The sequence below is a fragment of the Streptomyces sp. NBC_01803 genome, from assembly GCF_035917415.1.
Taxonomy (GTDB): domain Bacteria; phylum Actinomycetota; class Actinomycetes; order Streptomycetales; family Streptomycetaceae; genus Streptomyces.
This window is the reverse complement of the sequence record NZ_CP109073.1, coordinates 3,762,346-3,781,132: the sequence shown is the minus strand read 5'-3', so window position 1 is coordinate 3,781,132 and position 18,787 is coordinate 3,762,346. Positions and strand designations below refer to the sequence as shown.

Below are 18,787 nucleotides of genomic sequence, written 5' to 3'. Positions count from 1 at the left end.
GGTCACGCCTCCTTGAAGGGGAATCCGAGGAGCTTCAGCAGGCTGCGCCCCTCGTCGTCGGTCGTGGCCGTGGTGACCACGGTGATGTCCATGCCCCGCACCCGGTCGATGCGGTCGGGGTCGATCTCGTGGAACATGACCTGCTCCGTGAGACCGAACGTGTAGTTCCCCCGCCCGTCGAACTGCTTGGGGGACAGGCCGCGGAAGTCGCGGATGCGCGGCAGCGCCAGCGACAGCAGCCGGTCGAGGAACTCCCACATCCGGTCGCCGCGCAGCGTCACGTGCGCGCCGATCGGCTGCCCCTCGCGCAGCTTGAACTGCGCGATGGACTTGCGGGCCTTGGTCACGGTCGGCTTCTGGCCGGTGATCGTGGCGAGGTCGCGCACGGCGCCCTCCATCAGCTTGGAGTCGCGGGCGGCGTCGCCCACACCCATGTTGACCACGATCTTGGTCAGGCCCGGCACCTGCATGATGTTCGGGTACTGGTACTCGTCACGCAGCTTGCCGATGATCTCTTCGCGGTACCGCGTCTTCAGACGCGGCGTGGCGGTGGCAGTGGCAGTGGCAGTGGTCATCAGATGTCCTCACCGGTCCGGCGTGCGACGCGGATCTTGTTGCCGTCCTCGTCGAAGCGGTGGCCGATGCGGGTGGTGACCTTCTTGCCGTCCTTCTCCACCACCAGCGCGACGTTGCTCACGTGGATGGGGGCCTCGGTCGTGATGATGCCACCGGTCTTGGATCCGCGAGCGGTCGCGCCGGCCTTCGTGTGCTTCTTGACCCGGTTGACACCCTCGACCAGGACCCGGTCCTCGCGGGGGAAGGCCACGATGACCTTGCCCTGCTTGCCCTTGTCCTTACCGGTGATGACCTGGACCAGGTCGCCCTTCTTGATCTTCATGCTCACAGCACCTCCGGCGCGAGCGAGATGATCTTCATGAACTTCTTCTCGCGCAGCTCACGGCCCACCGGGCCGAAAATACGGGTGCCACGGGGGTCGCCGTCGTTCTTGAGGATGACGGCGGCGTTCTCGTCGAAGCGGATGTACGAGCCGTCCGGCCGCCGGCGCTCCTTCACGGCGCGCACGATGACGGCCTTGACGACATCGCCCTTCTTCACGTTGCCACCGGGGATCGCGTCCTTGACGGTGGCCACGATGACGTCACCGATGCCCGCGTAGCGGCGCCCGGATCCACCGAGAACGCGGATGCACAGGATCTCCTTGGCACCCGTGTTGTCGGCGACGCGCAGTCGCGACTCCTGCTGGATCATTGGTTACTTCGCCTTCTCCAGAATCTCCACGACGCGCCAGCGCTTGGTCGCGGACAGCGGACGGGTCTCCATCAGAAGAACGCGGTCACCGATACCGGCGACGTTCTGCTCGTCGTGGGCCTTGAGCTTGCTCGTGCGGCGGATGATCTTGCCGTACAGGGCATGCTTGACCCGGTCCTCGACAGCGACAACGACGGTCTTGTCCATCTTGTCGCTGACGACCAGACCCTCACGGGTCTTCCGTCGGCCGCGCTCAGTCGTCTCAGTCACAGTCTTCTCACTCATCAGGCGTTCTCCACCGCCTCGGCGACGGGCTCCACCGACTCGATGCCGAGCTCGCGCTCACGCATCAGGGTGTAGATCCGGGCGATGTCCTTGCGAACGGCCCTGAGCCGGGTGTTGTTCTCGAGCTGGCCGGTCGCCGCCTGGAAGCGGAGCCGGAACAGCTCCTCCTTCGCCTCGCGCAGCTTCACGACGAGCTCCTCGTCGTTCAGCTCCCGGAGCTCGGCTGCCTTGGTACCGGCTGCCATCACGCCTCACCTGCCTCGCGCCGGACGATCCGGCACTTCATCGGAAGCTTGTGCGCGGCGCGGGTGAGCGCCTCACGAGCGATCTTCTCGTTGGGGTAGGAGAGCTCGAACATCACGCGCCCGGGCTTGACGTTCGCGATCCACCACTCCGGCGAGCCCTTGCCGGAACCCATGCGGGTCTCGGCGGGCTTCTTGGTCAGCGGACGGTCCGGGTAGATGTTGATCCACACCTTGCCGCCACGCTTGATGTGCCGGGTCATCGAGATACGCGCGGCCTCGATCTGCCGGTTCGTCACATAGGCACCGGTGACGGCCTGGATGCCGTACTCACCGAAGGCGACCTCGGTACCGCCCTTGGCAGCACCCTTGCGCTTCGGGTGGTGCTGCTTGCGGTACTTGACCTTGCGAGGAATCAGCATGGTCTCAGCTCTCCGTTCCCGTGCTCTCGGCGGCGGGGGCGGCGGGCGCCTCGGCCTTGGGAGCCTCGGCGACGGGCGCGCCCTGCTGCTGCGGCCTGCGTCCGCGGCCACCACGCTCGCCACGACCGCGGGCGGGGCGGTCGCCACCGGGACCACCGGGACCACGGGCCGGGCGGTTGCCGGCGCGGGCGGCGGCGTTCTCGGCACGGACCTCGGCGATGTTCTTCACGTCGCCCTTGTAGATCCAGACCTTGACCCCGATGCGGCCGAAGGTGGTGCGGGCCTCGAAGAAGCCGTAGTCCACGTTGGCGCGCAGGGTGTGCAGGGGCACGCGGCCCTCGCGGTAGAACTCGGAGCGGGACATCTCGGCGCCGCCGAGACGGCCACCGCACTGGATCTTGATGCCCTTGGCGCCGGCCTTCATCGTGCTCTGCATCGACTTGCGCATCGCACGACGGAAGGAGACCCGGGAGGAGAGCTGCTCGGCGACCGCCTGGGCCACCAGCTGCGCGTCCAGCTCGGGGTTCTTGACCTCAAGGATGTTGAACTGGATCTGCTTGCCGGTCAGCTTCTCCAGGTTGCCCCGGAGCCGGTCGGCCTCCGCGCCGCGGCGGCCGATGACGATGCCCGGCCGGGCGGTGTGGACGTCGACGCGGACGCGGTCACGGGTGCGCTCGATCTCCACCTTGGAGATGCCGGCGCGCTCCATGCCCTGCGTCAGCATGCGGCGGATCGCGACGTCTTCCTTGACGTAGTCCTTGTACAGCTTGTCGGCGTACCAGCGCGACTTGAAGTCGGTGGTGATGCCGAGCCGGAACCCGTGAGGGTTTACCTTCTGCCCCATTACCGGGTCCCTTCCTTGCTGCTGACGACCACCGTGATGTGGCTGGTCCGCTTACGGATCCGGTAGGCGCGGCCTTGGGCGCGCGGCCGGAACCGCTTCAGAGTCGGGCCCTCGTCGACGTACGCCTCACTGACATAGAGGCTGCCGACGTCCGTGTGGTTGTAGTTGTGCGCGGCGTTGGCGATGGCGCTGTCGAGCACCTTGCCCACCGGCACACTGGCGGCCTGCGGAGCGAAGCGCAGGACCGCCTGAGCCTCCGCGGCATCCTTGCCGCGGATGAGGTCCACCACACGGCGGGCCTTCATGGGCGTGACGCGGATGAACCGCGCGATAGCCCTGGCTTCCATGGTTGTCCCTTCGGTGTCGGTCATGATCTGCACACCCCGCTCAGCGGCGCCGCGACTTGCGGTCGTCCTTCACGTGGCCGCGGAAGGTGCGGGTCGGCGCGAACTCGCCGAGCTTGTGGCCGACCATCGACTCGGTGACGAACACCGGGACGTGCTTACGGCCGTCGTGCACCGCGATCGTGTGGCCCAGCATCGCCGGGACGATCATCGAGCGGCGCGACCAGGTCTTGATGACGTTCTTGGTACCGGCTTCGTTCTGCGTGTCCACCTTTTTGATCAGGTGGTCGTCGACGAAGGGTCCCTTCTTCAGACTGCGCGGCATCGCAACCTGCTCCTAGCGCTTCTTGTTCGTCTTGCGGCGGCGGACGATGTACTTGTTGCTGGCCTTCTTGGGCGAGCGGGTACGGCCTTCCTTCTTGCCCCAGGGCGAGACCGGGTGGCGACCACCCGACGTCCGGCCCTCGCCACCGCCGTGCGGGTGGTCGACAGGGTTCATCACGACGCCACGGACGCTCGGGCGGACGCCCTTCCAGCGCATCCGGCCGGCCTTGCCCCAGTTGATGTTCGACTGCTCGGCGTTGCCGACCTCGCCAACGGTGGCGCGGCAGCGGACGTCGACCAGGCGGATCTCACCGGACGGCATGCGCAGGTGGGCCATGCGGCCCTCCTTGGCCAGGAGCTGCACGGAGGCGCCGGCGGAGCGGGCGAACTTCGCGCCGCCGCCGGGCTGGAGCTCGATGGCGTGAATGACGGTACCCACCGGGATGTTGCGCAGCGGCAGGTTGTTGCCGGGCTTGATGTCGGCGCCGGCGCCGTTCTCCACGCGGTCACCCTGCTTCAGGTGGGCCGGGGCGATGATGTACCGCTTCTCGCCGTCCACGTAGTGCAGCAGCGCGATGCGGGCGGTGCGGTTGGGGTCGTACTCGATGTGCGCGACCTTGGCCGGCACGCCGTCCTTGTCGTGCCGGCGGAAGTCGATCACACGGTAGGCGCGCTTGTGGCCACCGCCCTGGTGGCGGACGGCTACGCGACCGGCGTTGTCCCGGCCACCCTTGCTGTGCAGGGGGCGGACCAGCGACTTCTCCGGCGTGGACCGCGTGACCTCGACGAAGTCGGCGACGCTGGAGCCACGACGGCCCGGGGTCGTCGGCTTGTACTTGCGGATTCCCATTTCTTAGTCCTCGTCCGGTATCGGACGGACCGGATCTCCTAGGAGACCGGACCGCCGAAGATGTCGATGCTGTCGCCCTCGGCGAGGGTCACGATGGCGCGCTTGGTGCTGGCACGCCGACCGAAGCCGGTACGGGTGCGCTTGCGCTTGCCCTGCCGGTTGATCGTGTGGACCGAGGTGACCTTGACCGAGAAGACCGCCTGGACGGCCTGCTTGATCTGGGTCTTGTTCGCCCGCGGGTCGACGATGAACGTGTACTTGTTCTCGTCGAGCAGCGCGTAGCTCTTCTCGGACACGACCGGCTTGATCAGGATGTCGTGCGGGTGCGTGATCTCCTTGCTGGAGACCTCGGCGACGGTTCCGTCACTCATCAGGCGTCGCTCCCTTCGGGCTTGGCCGGGCCCGCCACGAAGCGCTCGAAGGCGGCCTTGGTGAACACCACGTCGTCGGAGTCGATGACGTCGTACGTGTTCAGCTGGCCCGGGTCGATCAGGTGCACCCGGGGCAGGTTGCGGACCGAGAGCCACGACGTCGCGTCGGCGCGGTCGGCGACCAGCAACAGCTTCTTGCGGTCACTGATCTTGCCGAGCAGCGTGCGGGCGGCCTTGGTCGAGACCTCGCCGTCCACCACGCCGGTGACGATGTGGATGCGGTCGTTCCTGGCCCGGTCGGTGAGGGCACCGCGCAGGGCTGCGGCCTTCATCTTCTTCGGGGTCCGCTGGCTGTAGTCACGCGGCACGGGACCGTGCACGACGCCACCGCCGGTGAACTGCGGGGCGCGGATGGAGCCCTGGCGAGCGCGGCCGGTGCCCTTCTGGCGGTACGGCTTCTTGCCGCCGCCTCGGACCTCGCCGCGGGTCTTCGCCTTGTGCGTGCCCTGGCGGGCGGCGGCGAGCTGGGCCACGACGACCTGGTGGATCAGCGGAACGCTGACCTTGGCGTCGAAGATCTCCGCGGGGAGCTCGACAGTGCCGGTCTTCTCACCGGCGGGCGAAAGAATGTCTACGGTGCTCATGGGTAACCTCAGGCCCCCTTGGCCGCGGTGCGGACCAGGACGAGGCCGCCGTTGGGACCGGGCACCGCGCCCTTGATGAGCAGCAGGCCCTTCTCCGCGTCAACGGCGTGGACGGTCAGGTTCTGGGTGGTCACGCGCTCGTTGCCCATCCGGCCGGCCATGCGCAGGCCCTTGAACACGCGGCCCGGAGTGGCGCAGCCGCCGATGGAGCCGGGCGAGCGGTGCTTGCGCTGGGTGCCGTGCGAGGCGCCGAGACCGGCGAAGCCGTGGCGCTTCATGACACCGGCGGTGCCCTTGCCCTTGCTGGTGCCGGTCACATCGACCCTGACGCCGGACTCGAACACCTCGGCGGTGATCTCCTGACCGAGGGTGTACTCGGCGGCGTCAGCGGTCCGCAGCTCGACCAGGTGGCGGCGCGGGGTGACGTCGGCCTTGGTGAAGTGGCCCTTGAGGGGCTTGTTCACCTTGCGCGGGTCGATCTCGCCGAACGCGATCTGGACGGCCTCGTAGCCGTCCCTGTCATTGGTGCGCACCTGGGTCACGACACAGGGCCCGGCCTTGACCACGGTCACCGGGACGACGCGGTTGTTGTCGTCCCAGACCTGGGTCATGCCGAGCTTCTCGCCCAGGACGCCCTTGATCTGCTTGGTCATCTCTCTTCCGCGCCTCTCAGAGCTTGATCTCGATGTCAACGCCGGCCGGAAGGTCCAGGCGCATCAGCGAGTCAACGGTCTTGGGGGTCGGGTCGAGGATGTCGATCAGCCGCTTGTGGGTGCGCATTTCGAAGTGCTCGCGCGAATCCTTGTACTTGTGCGGCGACTTGATGACGCAGTACACGTTCTTCTCAGTGGGCAGCGGCACCGGGCCCGCGACCGACGCACCCGTGCGGGTCACCGTCTCGACGATCTTCTTCGCCGAGTTGTCGATGACCTCGTGGTCGTAGGCCTTGAGCCGGATGCGGATCTTCTGTCCCGCCATGGCTACTTCGTAGTCCTGTCTCGTCTCAACGCTCCGGAACCTGGATTCCGCTTCTCCCCCGCCGACCCACGCGGTCGGGCGTGTCGCACTCATTCCCAGATTTCGCCCCTGCGGGCACCTCCCAGCCGCGAGGCCGAGGGAGTGTTTCCTCTGTGAGGAGTGGGGGAAGAACTTCCACCAGGTGCCTGGCTGACGCCCCGCCCACGCTTCCCGGAAGATCCCGGTATTTCCGCTGCTACCCCGCGCGAGCAGGGCATATATGCAGCGACGAATACAGTGAGACTCGCTTCCGGTCCTCCCGGCGGGAGGCGCGCAGCATCGGCTGTCAACCGAGCAACCTGGTCAGTGTGCCATAACGCCCACCGACAGTGCCAATCGGGCGAGAAGCCCCCTCCACGAGGCCGGCCGCGCCGGGCCGGGCGGGGGCGCCCCGGCCGGGCGCGGCGGCGGACCACCCCCGATCATCCCCCTCCCCGGGCCCGCTTGGCGCGCTCGCGCTCCTCCACCTCGGCCAGCGGCGGGTGGATCTGCATCGGCCCGTACGGGTCCTGGTCGCTGGGCCGCGGCGGCTCCGGGCCGTCGGGCCCGATCCGCATCAGCCGCTCCACCCGGATGACGCGGAACCGCCGCCCCAGCACCCGCAGTTCGTCGCCCGGCGGCCCCGCGCGGTACTCCTCGGCGGCCCTGGCGTACGTGGCGGCGTCGGCGGCGGAGACACCCTGCTCCAGCTTCGGGAGGAACTCGGCCAGGTAGTTGTACAGGGTCGCGCGGGCCTCCTGCGGGCTGGGCTGGAGGCTGGCCATCGGCTCCCAGGACCTGGTCTTGCGCTCGGCGAACGTGAAGGTGGCGGGCAGCAGGACGACACCGGGGTGGGAGGTGAGCGCGCGACGGGAGTCCTCCCGGACGTCCCGGGGGATGCGCGGCGCCTCGTAGCGCAGGGCGAGCAGCTCCATGCGCTGGATGCTCTCCATGATCCCGGTCGGGCTGGCGTGGTCGATGACGAAGCCCCGGGTGCGGCTCGGCGCGTCCCGGCGGGTCCGGTCGCCGAGGTCGCGCGAGGGGTCGTCGGGGTCGGTGGGCCTCGGCCCCTCGATGCCGTCGGGCCCGGTGCGGGCGAACTCGTCGCCGCGCACGATCCGGTAGCGGATGTCCCCGACGGTCAGCTCGTCGACCGGCTCCTTCTCCAGCCGGGCCACGGCGGCCAGCAGCTGCCCGCGGAGCGGCTCGCCGGCCACGGTCTCGTCCTTCGCCTTGAACCACAGGTAGGAGTTGAGCCCGTCCCGGGAGTGCTGCGCGAAGCCGTCCCCCATGTCACTGAGCAGCCGCCAGCTCTCCCCGTCCGCCGGCCGCTGCTCGGCGAATCCGAAGACCGGCCCCCGGATGACGACGTTGGGGTACCGCTCGGCGGCCCTGATCGTGTCCTGCTCCGTGACCTCGGAGACCGGATCATCCCGATGGGTGACCCGGAAGGTCAGGTGGCGCGGTGGACTGTTCCGGTGATCCTTCATGCGCCCAGCGTGACAGGAGTACCGCTGCGCGGTCAGTCGATTACGCGAAGTCCCCCTGTTCGAGGGGCTACCTTGCCCCCGCGTTCACGGCCTCGCCGTGCCTCAGCCGCCGTAGGCGACCGTGAAGCGCTCCCCGATGTGCCGCGGCTTCTCGATCTCGTCAACCAGCGCGACCGCGTAGTCCTCGGTGGAGATCCGGCTCTCGCCGCGCTCGTCGGTCACCAGGTCGTCCAGCCCCGCCTCGTACCGGCCGGTGCGACGGCCCGGCTCGATCCGGGCGGCGGGGCTGAGGGAGGTCCAGCGGACTTCGGTGGCGACGCCGCGCAGATACTCCAGGGCGTCGCCGTGGGCGCGCATGATCAGCACGACATCGCCGGGCAGCCCGGGCGCGTCCCAGACCCGACCGCCGCCGGGGGTACGCAACGAGCCGGCGTCGCCGACCATGATGAGCCGGGGCGCCCCGGACCCCAGCGCGTGCAGACCGGCCACCAGGGACTCGGCGGAGGGCTTCATGGTGGCCTGGTGCCCGGGACCGTCACCGCCGCCGACAGCGCTGACAAGCACGTCCTGACCCCGGGCGACCGCGCTGACGCTCGCCGGGTCGAGCACGTCCCCGGTGGTGACGGTGAGGTTCTGATGGGTCCTGGTGACCGAGGCGGGGTCGCGGACCACGGCCGTGATCGTGTGGCCGCGGTCGAGGGCCTCGCTGACGACCCGGTGGCCGATGGCGCCATTCGCCCCGAAGATCGCGATCCTGGCCATGAGGTGCTCCCTGTGGTGTTACGCGGCTTCTTCGCGGCCAGCGTGCCACCGGGCGGAGCCCGAGTCATGGAGGCGCCCGGAAGGGCGGGAAAGCCGACGGGCCCCGCTCCGCATGAGACTCATGCGGAGCGGGGCCCGTCGTACGGCCCGTGCCAGAGGTCAGATCACTTGATGATCTTGGTGACCTGGCCGGCGCCCACGGTCCGGCCACCCTCACGGATGGCGAACTTCAGGCCCTCCTCCATGGCGATCGGCTGGATCAGCTCGACCCTCATGTCGGTGTTGTCGCCGGGCATGACCATCTCGGTGCCCTCGGGGAGGTGCACCACGCCGGTCACGTCCGTCGTCCGGAAGTAGAACTGCGGGCGGTAGTTGTTGAAGAACGGCGTGTGACGGCCACCCTCGTCCTTGGACAGGATGTACGCGGTCGCCTCGAAGTCCGTGTGCGGCGTGACCGAACCGGGCTTGATGACGACCTGGCCGCGCTCGACGTCCTCGCGCTTGATGCCGCGGAGGAGCAGACCGACGTTCTCACCGGCCCGGCCCTCGTCGAGGAGCTTCCGGAACATCTCGATACCGGTGACGGTGGTGGTGGCCTTCGTCTCCTTGATACCGATGATGTCGACGGTCTCGTTGACCTTGAGGATGCCGCGCTCGATACGACCGGTCACGACGGTGCCGCGGCCGGTGATCGTGAAGACGTCCTCGATCGGCATCAGGAACGGCTTGTCGACGTCACGCTCCGGCTGCGGGATGGACTCGTCCACGGCCTTCATCAGCTCAAGGACGGTCTTGGACCACTCGGGGTCACCCTCAAGGGCCTTCAGCGCGGAGACCTTGACGACCGGCACGTCGTCACCCGGGAACTCGTACTCCGTGAGCAGCTCACGGACCTCGAGCTCGACGAGCTCCATGATCTCCTCGTCGTCCACCATGTCCGCCTTGTTCAGGGCGACCACGATGTACGGCACGCCGACCTGGCGGGCCAGGAGCACGTGCTCCTTGGTCTGCGGCATCGGACCGTCGGTGGCGGCGACCACCAGGATCGCGCCGTCCATCTGGGCGGCACCGGTGATCATGTTCTTGATGTAGTCCGCGTGGCCCGGGCAGTCGACGTGGGCGTAGTGCCGGCTCTCCGTCTGATACTCGACGTGCGCGATGGAGATGGTGATACCGCGCTGGCGCTCCTCGGGCGCCTTGTCGATGTTCTCGAACGCGAAAGTCTCATTCAGGTTCGGGAACTCGTCGTGCAGCACCTTGGTGATCGCCGCGGTAAGCGTCGTCTTGCCGTGGTCGATGTGACCGATGGTGCCAATGTTGACGTGCGGCTTAGTCCGCTCGAACTTCGCCTTCGCCACTGGGGTCCTCCTGTGGACTGGTGCTGTACGCCCCCCGCACCTTGCGGAAGGTTTTCAGATGGTCGACCGAACCGGTCAGGACCCCGAGGGGGACACCCTTGACCGCTTCGTTGAAAAGGGCTGGGCTCCGGGGGCGAAACGCCCCCGAACGCCCCTTGCTCCAGCTTAAGGGCTACTCACCCTTGGCCTTCGCGATGATCTCCTCGGCGACGCTCCGCGGAACCTCGCCGTAGGAATCGAACTGCATGCTGTAGCTCGCCCGACCGGAAGTCTTGCTTCGCAGGTCACCCACGTAACCGAACATCTCCGAGAGCGGCACGAGCGCCTTGACGACCTTGGCGCCGCTCCGGTCCTCCATGGCCTGGATCTGGCCACGGCGGGAGTTGATGTCACCGATCACGTCACCCATGTAGTCCTCGGGTGTGGTGACCTCGACGGCCATCAGCGGCTCCAGGAGAACCGGTCCGGCCTTCCGGGCGGCTTCCTTGAACGCCATGGAACCGGCGATCTTGAAGGCCATCTCGGACGAGTCGACATCGTGGAACGCGCCGTCGAGCAGGGTCACCTTGACGCCGGTCAGCGGGTAGCCGGCGAGCACGCCGAACTCCATCGCGTCCTGGCAACCCGCGTCCACCGAAGGGATGTACTCCTTGGGGATGCGGCCACCGGTGACCTTGTTCTCGAACTCGTACCCGTCGCCTTCCAGCGGCTCCAGCGCGATCTGCACCTTGGCGAACTGCCCGGAACCACCGGTCTGCTTCTTGTGCGTGTAGTCGTGCTTGTCGACCGCCTTCCGCAGGGTCTCCCGGTAGGCGACCTGCGGCTTGCCGACGTTGGCCTCGACCTTGAACTCGCGCTTCATCCGGTCGACCAGCACATCGAGGTGCAGCTCGCCCATGCCCGAGATGATCGTCTGACCGGTCTCCTGGTCAGCCTTGACCTGGAAGGACGGGTCCTCCTCGGCCAGCCGCTGGATCGCGATGCCCAGCTTCTCCTGGTCGCCCTTCGACTTGGGCTCGATGGCGACCTCGATGACCGGGGCCGGGAAGTCCATCGACTCCAGGATCACCGGGTTGCCCGGGTCGCACAGCGTCTCGCCCGTGGTCGTCTGCTTCAGACCCATGACGGCGACGATGTCACCCGCGCCCACACGCTCGATTTCCTCGCGCTTGTTGGCGTGCATCCGGTAGATCTTGCCGATGCGCTCCTTGCGGTCCTTCACCGAGTTCTGCACCTGCGCGCCGGACTGCAGCACACCGGAGTAGATCCGGATGAAGGTGAGCTTGCCCAGGTGGGGGTCGCTCATGATCTTGAAGGCGAGCGCCGCGAGCGGCTCCTCCTCCGACGGCTTGCGCGTGATGACCTGCTCGGGGTCGCGCGGGGAGTGCCCCTCGACAGCCTCGATGTCCAGCGGCGACGGCAGGTACCGGATGACCGCGTCGAGCAGGGGCTGCACGCCCTTGTTCTTGAACGCGGTGCCGCAGAACACCGGGGTGACGGTCATGGAGCCCTCCGAGCCGGCGGAGCCGGTGGAGGCGAGGGTGACCCGGCGCACGGCCGCGTAGAGCTGCTCCACGGAGGGCTCCTCGCCCTCCAGGTACAGCTCCATCATCTCCTCGTCGTTCTCCGCGACGGCCTCGACCAGCTTGGCGTGCCACTCCTCGGCCTGGTCCTGGAGATCCGCGGGGATGTCGACGACGTCGTACATCTCCCCGAGCTTGGTCTCCTCGGACCACACCAGGGCCTTCATGCGGATGAGGTCCACGACGCCCTTGAAGTCGGCCTCGGCGCCGATCGGGAGCTGCATGACCAGCGGGGTGGCCTTGAGCCGGTCGACGATCATGTCGACGCAGCGGAAGAAGTCGGCCCCCGTGCGGTCCAGCTTGTTCACGAAACAGATGCGGGGCACGCCGTAACGGTCCGCCTGGCGCCAGACCGTCTCGGACTGCGGCTCCACACCGGCCACGCCGTCGAACACCGTGACGGCGCCGTCGAGTACGCGCAGCGAGCGCTCCACCTCGACCGTGAAGTCGACGTGGCCCGGGGTGTCGATGATGTTGATCGTGTGGTCGACATCGTCCAGCGGCCAGTGACAGGTGGTCGCGGCGGACGTGATCGTGATGCCGCGTTCCTGCTCCTGGGCCATCCAGTCCATGGTGGCGGCGCCGTCGTGAACCTCACCGATCTTGTAGCTCACGCCGGTGTAGTACAGGATCCGCTCGGTGGTCGTCGTCTTGCCCGCGTCGATGTGGGCCATGATCCCGATGTTCCGGACCCTGGCCAGGTCAAGTGAAGTGGTAGCCATATGGCTTCAGTCTTCTCTCGGTCTCGATGGGGTAGCGACTACCAGCGGTAGTGCGCGAAGGCCTTGTTGGACTCGGCCATCTTGTGGGTGTCCTCGCGCTTCTTCACGGAGGCACCGAGCCCATTGGACGCATCGAGCAACTCGTTCATCAGCCGCTCGGTCATGGTCTTCTCGCGGCGGGCGCGGGAGTACCCGACCAGCCAGCGCAGCGCGAGCGTCGACGAACGGCCGGGACGGACCTCGACCGGCACCTGGTAGGTGGCACCGCCGACGCGGCGGGAGCGGACCTCAAGGGTCGGCTTCACGTTCTCCAGCGCGCGCTTGAGAGTGATGACCGGGTCGTTGCCGGTCTTGTCCCGCAGACCCTCCATGGCACCGTAGACGATGCGCTCGGCAGTGGAACGCTTGCCGTTCAGGAGGACCTTGTTGATGAGGGAGGTCACCAGAGGAGAGCCGTACACCGGGTCGATGTGGACCGGGCGCTTCGGGGCAGGGCCCTTACGAGGCATGGCTTACTTCTCCTTCTTGGCGCCGTAGCGGCTGCGGGCCTGCTTGCGGTTCTTGACACCCTGGGTGTCCAGGGAGCCGCGGATGATCTTGTAACGAACACCCGGCAGGTCCTTCACACGACCACCGCGCACCAGCACGATGGAGTGCTCCTGAAGGTTGTGGTTCTCACCCGGAATGTAGGCGGTGACCTCGATCCCGTTGCTCAGACGCACGCGGGCGACCTTGCGGAGGGCCGAGTTCGGCTTCTTCGGGGTGGTCGTGAACACACGCGTGCAGACACCGCGCCGCTGGGGCGAGCCCTCAAGGGCGGGTGTCTTGTTCTTCTCGACCTTGTCCTGCCGGCCCTTGCGGACCAGCTGCTGGATCGTTGGCACCGTTTCTCCGGTTTCTCTGTGCCGACTCGATGAAACTAACCTGGACCACCGCACCGACCCACGCGGTCGGGCGTGTCGAAGACTGCACGATTCCGGATCCTCGCTAAGCTGCGGGGAGCGGATGCAGATCCGGGAGCTCTTCTGCGGGCTGAAAAAACGCAGGGAACACCCCAGGCACAAGGTCAGAGCGTACCTACCCCACGGGCTGCGGTCAAAACAAGCGCCTGAGAACAGCACGATGACCGTAGGAGCATGGGAGGGGACGAGAGCGTGACGACCGCTACACCGGACGCCGCGGGCGATGAGGCCGCGCCCGAGACGGACATAGAGAAAGATACCGAAGCCGAACCCACCGGGCCGCCGCCCAGGAGAAGACGGCTCTGGCCGCGCGTCCTGCTCGGCTCGGTCGCCGGAGTCCTGGCGCTCCTGCTCGCCGGCGCCGGGTACGCGTACTGGCGCACCGACCAGGCCCTCGATTCCATCGACCGCATCCCCGACGCCCTGCCCAGCCTCCCCGAGGAGGACCAGCCGCCGGGCGCGGCGGGCGACGCCGAGGTCTATCTGCTGGTCGGCCTCGACGCCGAGGAGACCCCCGAGGAGGGCCCCGCCTGGCAGGCGGGCGCGGCGCGCAGCGACACGATGATGCTGCTCCAGCTCTCCGGGGACCGCCAGACCGCCTCGGTGGTGTCGCTGCCCCGGGACACCTGGGTGGACATCCCGGGCCATGGCGACGCGAAGCTGAACGCGGCCTACTCCTGGGGCGGGCCGCCGCTGATGGTGGAGACCGTGCAGAACCTCACCGGCATCCGCGTCGACCACCTGGCCGTCGTGGACTGGACCGGCTTCAAGGAGCTGACGAACGCGGTCGGCGGCGTCGACGTGGACGGGCAGCACATGAACGGCGAGGACGCCCTGACCTACGTGCGGGAGCGCAAGTCGCTGCCGGGCGGCGACTTCGACCGCACCCGCCGCCAGCAGAACTTCCTGCGTGCCCTGATGACCCAGACCCTGAGCGCCGACACACTCACCGACCCGGGCCGGCTCGGCGGACTGCTGGACGCAGTCGGCGACGTGGTGAGCGTCGACGACCAGCTCAGCAACGGCGACCTGCGCGGCCTCCTGTGGGGCCTGCGCGACATCCGCGCCTCGGACGTGCACTTCATGAACGCCCCGGTGACGGGCACCGACATGATCGACGGCCAGTCGGTGGTCCTGCTGGACCACGAGGCGGCCCAGCCACTGTGGCGGGCGATGCGCGACGACGAGATGGCCACCTTCCTGACCGGCGACCAGGCCCCGGCGGAGCTCGGCGACACCGTGCGCTGACGCGGCCGGCGGAGAAGGCACCGCAGGCCGAAGGCCCGGCCGGGGCGGCGATGCCGTCCCGGCCGGGCCTTTCGGTGTCCGGACTCAGCCCTGGTAGGGGCCGTAGTCGTAGTCCTCCAGCGGAACCGCCTGGCCGGAGCCGCCGCCGAAGGGCGAGTAGTCGATGTCGTCGTAGCCGACAGCCGAGTACATCGCGGCCTTCGCCTCCTCGGTGGGCTCGACCCGGATGTTCCGGTAACGGGACAGGCCCGTGCCGGCCGGGATGAGCTTGCCGATGATCACGTTCTCCTTGAGGCCGATCAGGGAGTCCGACTTGGCGTTGATCGCCGCGTCGGTGAGCACCCGGGTCGTCTCCTGGAAGGACGCCGCCGACAGCCACGACTCGGTGGCCAGCGACGCCTTGGTGATGCCCATGAGCTGCGGACGGCCGGAGGCCGGGTGGCCGCCTTCCGACACGACCCGGCGGTTCTCCGACTCGAACTTCGAGCGCTCGACCAGCTCGCCCGGCAGCAGCTCCGCGTCGCCGGACTCGATGATCGTCACCCGGCGCAGCATCTGCCGGACGATGATCTCGATGTGCTTGTCGTGGATCGCCACACCCTGGGAGTTGTAGACCTTCTGGACTTCGCCCACCAGGTAGATCTGCACGGCGCGCTGGCCGAGGATCCGCAGGACGTCGTGCGGGTTCGCCGCGCCGACCGTCAGCGGCTGGCCGACGGTGACGTGCTCGCCCTCGCTCACCAGGAGCCTGGCCCGCTTGGAGACCGGGTAGGAGGTCTCGTCGGAGCCGTCGTCCGGGGTGACGATGACCTTCTTGGTCTTCTCGGTCTCCTCGATCCGCACCCGGCCGGCCGACTCGGAGATCGGCGCGACACCCTTGGGCTGACGGGCTTCGAAGAGCTCGACCACACGCGGCAGACCCTGCGTGATGTCGTCACCGGCGACACCGCCGGTGTGGAACGTACGCATGGTGAGCTGCGTGCCGGGCTCGCCGATGGACTGGGCCGCGATGATGCCGACGGCCTCGCCGATGTCGACCAGCTTGCCGGTCGCCAGCGAACGCCCGTAGCACATGGCGCAGGTGCCGACGGCGGACTCGCAGGTGAGGACCGAGCGGGTCTTGACCGTCTCGACACCGTGCAGGACCAGCTCGTCGATCAGCACGTCGCCCAGGTCGGTGCCGGCCGGGGCCAGCACCTTGCCGTCGACCACGATGTCCTCGGCCAGGCAGCGGGCGTAGACGCTGGACTCGACGTCGTCCGCCTTGCGCAGCACACCGTCCGCGCCCTTGACCGCGATCGCCAGCTTCAGGCCGCGCTCGGTGCCGCAGTCCTCCTCGCGGATGATCACGTCCTGGGAGACGTCCACCAGACGCCGGGTGAGGTACCCGGAGTCGGCGGTCCGCAGGGCGGTGTCGGCCAGACCCTTGCGCGCGCCGTGCGTGGAGATGAAGTACTCCAGCACGGAGAGGCCCTCGCGGAACGACGCCTTGATCGGCCGCGGGATGGTCTCGTTCTTCGCGTTGGACACCAGGCCGCGCATACCCGCGATCTGACGCATCTGCATCATGTTCCCGCGGGCGCCCGAGTCGACCATCATGAAGATCGGGTTCGTCTTCGGGAAGTTGTCGCTCATGGTCTCGGCGACCTCGTTGGTCGCCTTCGTCCAGATCGCGATCAGTTCCTGAGTCCGCTCGTCCTTCGTGATCAGGCCGCGCTCGTACTGCTTCTGGACCTTCTCGTCCTGCGCCTCGTAGTTGGCCAGGATGGCCTTCTTGGCCTCGGGCACGACGATGTCGGAGACGGCGACGGTGACGCCGGACCGGGTGGCCCAGAAGTAGCCGGCCGCCTTCAGGTTGTCCAGGGCGGCGGCGACGACGACCTTGGGATACCGCTCGGCCAGGTCGTTGACGATGCCGGAGAGCTGCTTCTTGCCCACGGACTGGTCCACGAAGGGATAGTCCTCGGGCAGCAGCTCGTTGAACAGCGCCCGGCCCAGCGTGGTGCGCATGCGGAAGCTGTCACCCGACTGCCACTCGCCCTCGCCCTCGGCGGGCTCCGGCGGGGTCCAGCCGCGCGGCGGGACCGAGCCGACCGGGAAGCGGATGTCGACCTTCGCCTGGAGCGACAGCCCCCCGGCGTCGAACGCCATGATCGCCTCGGCGGTCGACGCGAAGGACCTGCCCACGCCCTTGACCTCGCGCTCCTCCTCGTCGGTGGTGAGGAAGAACAGGCCCAGCACCATGTCCTGCGTGGGCATGGTGACGGGACGGCCGTCGGCCGGCTTCAGGATGTTGTTCGAGGACAGCATCAGGATGCGGGCCTCGGCCTGGGCCTCCGCGGAGAGCGGCAGGTGCACGGCCATCTGGTCGCCGTCGAAGTCCGCGTTGAACGCGGTGCAGACCAGCGGGTGGATCTGAATGGCCTTGCCCTCGACGAGCTGCGGCTCGAACGCCTGGATGCCGAGCCGGTGCAGCGTCGGGGCGCGGTTCAGCAGGACCGGGTGCTCGGCGATGACCTCTTCGAGGACGTCGTACACCACGGTCCGCTGGCGCTCGACCATGCGCTTGGCCGACTTGATGTTCTGCGCGTGGTTGAGATCGACCAGGCGCTTCATCACGAACGGCTTGAACAGCTCCAGGGCCATCGCCTTCGGCAGACCGCACTGGTGCAGCTTGAGCTGCGGGCCGACGACGATCACCGAACGCGCCGAGTAGTCCACGCGCTTGCCCAGCAGGTTCTGCCGGAAGCGGCCCTGCTTGCCCTTGAGCATGTCGGACAGGGACTTCAGCGGCCGGTTGCCCGGACCGGTGACCGGACGGCCGCGGCGGCCGTTGTCGAACAGCGCGTCGACGGCCTCCTGCAGCATGCGCTTCTCGTTGTTCACGATGATCTCGGGCGCGCCGAGGTCGAGAAGCCGCTTCAGGCGGTTGTTCCGGTTGATGACGCGGCGGTACAGGTCGTTCAGGTCGGAGGTCGCGAAGCGGCCACCGTCCAGCTGCACCATCGGACGCAGGTCCGGCGGGATGACCGGGACGCAGTCCAGGACCATGCCCTTGGGGCTGTTGGACGTCTGGAGGAACGCCGAGACGACCTTGAGCCGCTTCAGGGCGCGGGTCTTCTTCTGGCCCTTGCCGGTGCGGATGATCTCGCGGAGGCGCTCGGCCTCCTCGTTCAGGTCGAAGGTCTCCAGACGCCTCTGGAGCGCCGCGGCGCCCATCGAACCGTCGAAGTACGTCCCGAAGCGGTCGCGCAGCTCGCGGTAGAGCAGCTCGTCGCCCTCCAGGTCCTGGACCTTGAGGTTCTTGAAGCGGCTCCACACCTCGTCCAGGCGGTCCAGCTCACGCTGGGCCCGGTCGCGGAGCTGCTTCATCTCGCGCTCGGCGCCCTCGCGCACCTTGCGGCGCACGTCGGCCTTGGCGCCCTCGGCCTCCAGCTCGGCCAGGTCGGCCTCCTGCTTCTTGGCCCTGGCCTCCAGGTCCGCGTCGCGGCGCTGCTCGATCTGCTGGCGCTCGACGGAGATGTGAGCCTCCAGCGACGGCAGATCGCGGGTGCGGCGCTCCTCGTCCACGTACGTGATCATGTACGCGGCGAAGTAAATGACCTTTTCCAGGTCCTTGGGGGCCAGGTCGAGCAGGTACCCCAGCCGGGACGGAACGCCCTTGAAGTACCAGATGTGGGTCACGGGAGCGGCCAGCTCGATGTGACCCATCCGCTCACGGCGCACCTTGGCGCGGGTCACCTCGACGCCGCAGCGCTCACAGATGATGCCCTTGAAGCGGACGCGCTTGTACTTGCCGCAGTAGCACTCCCAGTCCCGGGTAGGACCGAAGATCTTCTCGCAGAAGAGTCCGTCCTTCTCAGGCTTGAGGGTGCGGTAGTTGATGGTCTCCGGCTTCTTGACCTCGCCGTGTGACCACTGACGGATGTCGTCAGCGGTGGCGAGGCCGATCCGCAGTTCGTCGAAGAAGTTGACGTCGAGCACTCTCGTCAATCCCTCTCAGGGTCGTGTCAGTCAATGGTCTGTCGGGGTCCGGGTGGGGAGGCCGGGAGAGAGAGACGGGCGCTCTCT

The 18,787-nt window shown here is 68.0% G+C and carries 22 protein-coding genes; 1 reads left to right on the top strand and 21 read right to left on the bottom strand.

Going from position 1 to position 18,787, the window contains the following annotated elements; genetic code table 11:
- Positions 1 to 2 precede the first annotated feature (2 nt).
- The 20 genes from rplE to rpsL all read right to left on the bottom strand — a co-directional run bounded on the left by rplE (position 3) and on the right by rpsL (position 13,390).
- Positions 3 to 575, bottom strand: coding sequence for a 50S ribosomal protein L5 (gene rplE / locus OIE51_RS17205; RefSeq protein WP_326598595.1), 573 nt, complete (start codon positions 573 to 575; stop codon positions 3 to 5).
- Positions 575 to 898, bottom strand: coding sequence for a 50S ribosomal protein L24 (gene rplX / locus OIE51_RS17200; protein WP_326598594.1), 324 nt, complete (start codon positions 896 to 898; stop codon positions 575 to 577). Before rplX ends, rplE begins: the two co-directional genes overlap by 1 nt.
- 2 nt (positions 899 to 900) lie before the next feature.
- Positions 901 to 1,269: a 50S ribosomal protein L14 gene (rplN, locus tag OIE51_RS17195; protein WP_019433424.1), complete on the bottom strand. Its 369-nt coding sequence runs from the start codon at positions 1,267 to 1,269 to the stop codon at positions 901 to 903.
- Positions 1,270 to 1,272: 3 nt separating this feature from the next.
- Complete coding sequence (rpsQ, locus tag OIE51_RS17190) at positions 1,273 to 1,554, bottom strand: 30S ribosomal protein S17 (RefSeq protein WP_059012874.1); 282 nt, start codon at positions 1,552 to 1,554, stop codon at positions 1,273 to 1,275.
- Positions 1,554 to 1,799, bottom strand: coding sequence for a 50S ribosomal protein L29 (rpmC, locus tag OIE51_RS17185; RefSeq protein WP_326598593.1), 246 nt, complete (start codon positions 1,797 to 1,799; stop codon positions 1,554 to 1,556). The genes rpsQ and rpmC overlap by 1 nt, the downstream gene beginning before the upstream one ends.
- Positions 1,799 to 2,218 carry a 50S ribosomal protein L16 gene (rplP, locus tag OIE51_RS17180; RefSeq protein WP_326598592.1) on the bottom strand — a complete coding sequence of 140 codons (420 nt, stop codon included), beginning with the start codon at positions 2,216 to 2,218 and terminating at the stop codon, positions 1,799 to 1,801. The genes rpmC and rplP overlap by 1 nt, the downstream gene beginning before the upstream one ends.
- A gap of 4 nt (positions 2,219 to 2,222) precedes the next feature.
- On the bottom strand, positions 2,223 to 3,062 hold the full coding sequence (rpsC, locus tag OIE51_RS17175) for a 30S ribosomal protein S3 (RefSeq protein WP_326598591.1): 840 nt from the start codon (positions 3,060 to 3,062) through the stop codon (positions 2,223 to 2,225).
- Positions 3,062 to 3,409: a 50S ribosomal protein L22 gene (gene rplV / locus OIE51_RS17170; protein ID WP_326600663.1), complete on the bottom strand. Its 348-nt coding sequence runs from the start codon at positions 3,407 to 3,409 to the stop codon at positions 3,062 to 3,064. The genes rpsC and rplV overlap by 1 nt, the downstream gene beginning before the upstream one ends.
- A gap of 40 nt (positions 3,410 to 3,449) precedes the next feature.
- Entirely contained in the window at positions 3,450 to 3,731 is a 282-nt protein-coding gene (gene rpsS / locus OIE51_RS17165; RefSeq protein WP_059012867.1) for a 30S ribosomal protein S19, read from the bottom strand.
- Between the two features lie 12 nt (positions 3,732 to 3,743).
- Positions 3,744 to 4,580 (bottom strand): 50S ribosomal protein L2, encoded by an 837-nt coding sequence (gene rplB / locus OIE51_RS17160; RefSeq protein WP_326598590.1) that lies wholly within the window; start codon positions 4,578 to 4,580, stop codon positions 3,744 to 3,746.
- A 38-nt stretch (positions 4,581 to 4,618) separates the two neighbouring features.
- Complete coding sequence (gene rplW, locus OIE51_RS17155) at positions 4,619 to 4,951, bottom strand: 50S ribosomal protein L23 (protein ID WP_326598589.1); 333 nt, start codon at positions 4,949 to 4,951, stop codon at positions 4,619 to 4,621.
- Positions 4,951 to 5,595 carry a 50S ribosomal protein L4 gene (rplD, locus tag OIE51_RS17150; RefSeq protein WP_326598588.1) on the bottom strand — a complete coding sequence of 215 codons (645 nt, stop codon included), beginning with the start codon at positions 5,593 to 5,595 and terminating at the stop codon, positions 4,951 to 4,953. The genes rplW and rplD overlap by 1 nt, the downstream gene beginning before the upstream one ends.
- Positions 5,596 to 5,603: 8 nt before the next feature.
- A complete protein-coding gene (gene rplC, locus OIE51_RS17145) occupies positions 5,604 to 6,248 on the bottom strand; it encodes a 50S ribosomal protein L3 (RefSeq protein ID WP_326598587.1) in 645 nt (214 codons plus the stop codon).
- Between the two features lie 16 nt (positions 6,249 to 6,264).
- Entirely contained in the window at positions 6,265 to 6,573 is a 309-nt protein-coding gene (rpsJ, locus tag OIE51_RS17140; RefSeq protein WP_016473429.1) for a 30S ribosomal protein S10, read from the bottom strand.
- A gap of 461 nt (positions 6,574 to 7,034) precedes the next feature.
- Positions 7,035 to 8,081: a DUF5954 family protein gene (locus OIE51_RS17135; RefSeq protein WP_326598586.1), complete on the bottom strand. Its 1,047-nt coding sequence runs from the start codon at positions 8,079 to 8,081 to the stop codon at positions 7,035 to 7,037.
- Positions 8,082 to 8,183: 102 nt separating this feature from the next.
- Complete coding sequence (locus OIE51_RS17130) at positions 8,184 to 8,843, bottom strand: NAD(P)-dependent oxidoreductase (protein WP_326598585.1); 660 nt, start codon at positions 8,841 to 8,843, stop codon at positions 8,184 to 8,186.
- A 164-nt stretch (positions 8,844 to 9,007) separates the two neighbouring features.
- Positions 9,008 to 10,201 (bottom strand): elongation factor Tu, encoded by a 1,194-nt coding sequence (gene tuf / locus OIE51_RS17125; RefSeq protein ID WP_326598584.1) that lies wholly within the window; start codon positions 10,199 to 10,201, stop codon positions 9,008 to 9,010.
- Between the two features lie 172 nt (positions 10,202 to 10,373).
- On the bottom strand, positions 10,374 to 12,506 hold the full coding sequence (fusA, locus tag OIE51_RS17120; RefSeq protein ID WP_326598583.1) for an elongation factor G: 2,133 nt from the start codon (positions 12,504 to 12,506) through the stop codon (positions 10,374 to 10,376).
- Positions 12,507 to 12,544: 38 nt separating this feature from the next.
- Positions 12,545 to 13,015 (bottom strand): 30S ribosomal protein S7, encoded by a 471-nt coding sequence (gene rpsG, locus OIE51_RS17115; RefSeq protein WP_049572475.1) that lies wholly within the window; start codon positions 13,013 to 13,015, stop codon positions 12,545 to 12,547.
- A 3-nt stretch (positions 13,016 to 13,018) separates the two neighbouring features.
- Positions 13,019 to 13,390 (bottom strand): 30S ribosomal protein S12, encoded by a 372-nt coding sequence (gene rpsL / locus OIE51_RS17110; RefSeq protein ID WP_049572471.1) that lies wholly within the window; start codon positions 13,388 to 13,390, stop codon positions 13,019 to 13,021.
- 252 nt (positions 13,391 to 13,642) lie between these two features.
- Between rpsL and OIE51_RS17105 the strand changes: the two genes are divergently transcribed.
- Complete coding sequence (locus tag OIE51_RS17105; protein ID WP_326598581.1) at positions 13,643 to 14,716, top strand: LCP family protein; 1,074 nt, start codon at positions 13,643 to 13,645, stop codon at positions 14,714 to 14,716.
- 84 nt (positions 14,717 to 14,800) lie between these two features.
- Here the strand turns inward: OIE51_RS17105 and OIE51_RS17100 are convergent, their stop codons facing one another.
- Entirely contained in the window at positions 14,801 to 18,700 is a 3,900-nt protein-coding gene (locus tag OIE51_RS17100) for a DNA-directed RNA polymerase subunit beta' (RefSeq protein ID WP_326598580.1), read from the bottom strand.
- Positions 18,701 to 18,787 lie beyond the last annotated feature (87 nt).

What these genes read in the sequence shown, in the direction of transcription:
- fusA (WP_326598583.1), bottom strand. Translation starts at nt 12,506, where the DNA reads ATGGCTACCACTTCACTTGACCTGGCCAGGGTCCGGAACATCGGGATC.
- OIE51_RS17130 (WP_326598585.1), bottom strand. Translation starts at nt 8,843, where the DNA reads ATGGCCAGGATCGCGATCTTCGGGGCGAATGGCGCCATCGGCCACCGG.
- rplC (WP_326598587.1), bottom strand. Translation starts at nt 6,248, where the DNA reads ATGACCAAGCAGATCAAGGGCGTCCTGGGCGAGAAGCTCGGCATGACC.
- rpmC (WP_326598593.1), bottom strand. Translation starts at nt 1,799, where the DNA reads ATGGCAGCCGGTACCAAGGCAGCCGAGCTCCGGGAGCTGAACGACGAG.
- rpsQ (WP_059012874.1), bottom strand. Translation starts at nt 1,554, where the DNA reads ATGAGTGAGAAGACTGTGACTGAGACGACTGAGCGCGGCCGACGGAAG.
- rpsC (WP_326598591.1), bottom strand. Translation starts at nt 3,062, where the DNA reads ATGGGGCAGAAGGTAAACCCTCACGGGTTCCGGCTCGGCATCACCACC.
- rplB (WP_326598590.1), bottom strand. Translation starts at nt 4,580, where the DNA reads ATGGGAATCCGCAAGTACAAGCCGACGACCCCGGGCCGTCGTGGCTCC.
- rplV (WP_326600663.1), bottom strand. Translation starts at nt 3,409, where the DNA reads ATGGAAGCCAGGGCTATCGCGCGGTTCATCCGCGTCACGCCCATGAAG.
- rpsG (WP_049572475.1), bottom strand. Translation starts at nt 13,015, where the DNA reads ATGCCTCGTAAGGGCCCTGCCCCGAAGCGCCCGGTCCACATCGACCCG.
- rplP (WP_326598592.1), bottom strand. Translation starts at nt 2,218, where the DNA reads ATGCTGATTCCTCGCAAGGTCAAGTACCGCAAGCAGCACCACCCGAAG.
- rpsS (WP_059012867.1), bottom strand. Translation starts at nt 3,731, where the DNA reads ATGCCGCGCAGTCTGAAGAAGGGACCCTTCGTCGACGACCACCTGATC.
- rplN (WP_019433424.1), bottom strand. Translation starts at nt 1,269, where the DNA reads ATGATCCAGCAGGAGTCGCGACTGCGCGTCGCCGACAACACGGGTGCC.
- OIE51_RS17105 (WP_326598581.1), top strand. Translation starts at nt 13,643, where the DNA reads ATGGGAGGGGACGAGAGCGTGACGACCGCTACACCGGACGCCGCGGGC.
- rplD (WP_326598588.1), bottom strand. Translation starts at nt 5,595, where the DNA reads ATGAGCACCGTAGACATTCTTTCGCCCGCCGGTGAGAAGACCGGCACT.
- OIE51_RS17135 (WP_326598586.1), bottom strand. Translation starts at nt 8,081, where the DNA reads ATGAAGGATCACCGGAACAGTCCACCGCGCCACCTGACCTTCCGGGTC.
- rplE (WP_326598595.1), bottom strand. Translation starts at nt 575, where the DNA reads ATGACCACTGCCACTGCCACTGCCACCGCCACGCCGCGTCTGAAGACG.
- rpsJ (WP_016473429.1), bottom strand. Translation starts at nt 6,573, where the DNA reads ATGGCGGGACAGAAGATCCGCATCCGGCTCAAGGCCTACGACCACGAG.
- rplX (WP_326598594.1), bottom strand. Translation starts at nt 898, where the DNA reads ATGAAGATCAAGAAGGGCGACCTGGTCCAGGTCATCACCGGTAAGGAC.
- rplW (WP_326598589.1), bottom strand. Translation starts at nt 4,951, where the DNA reads ATGAGTGACGGAACCGTCGCCGAGGTCTCCAGCAAGGAGATCACGCAC.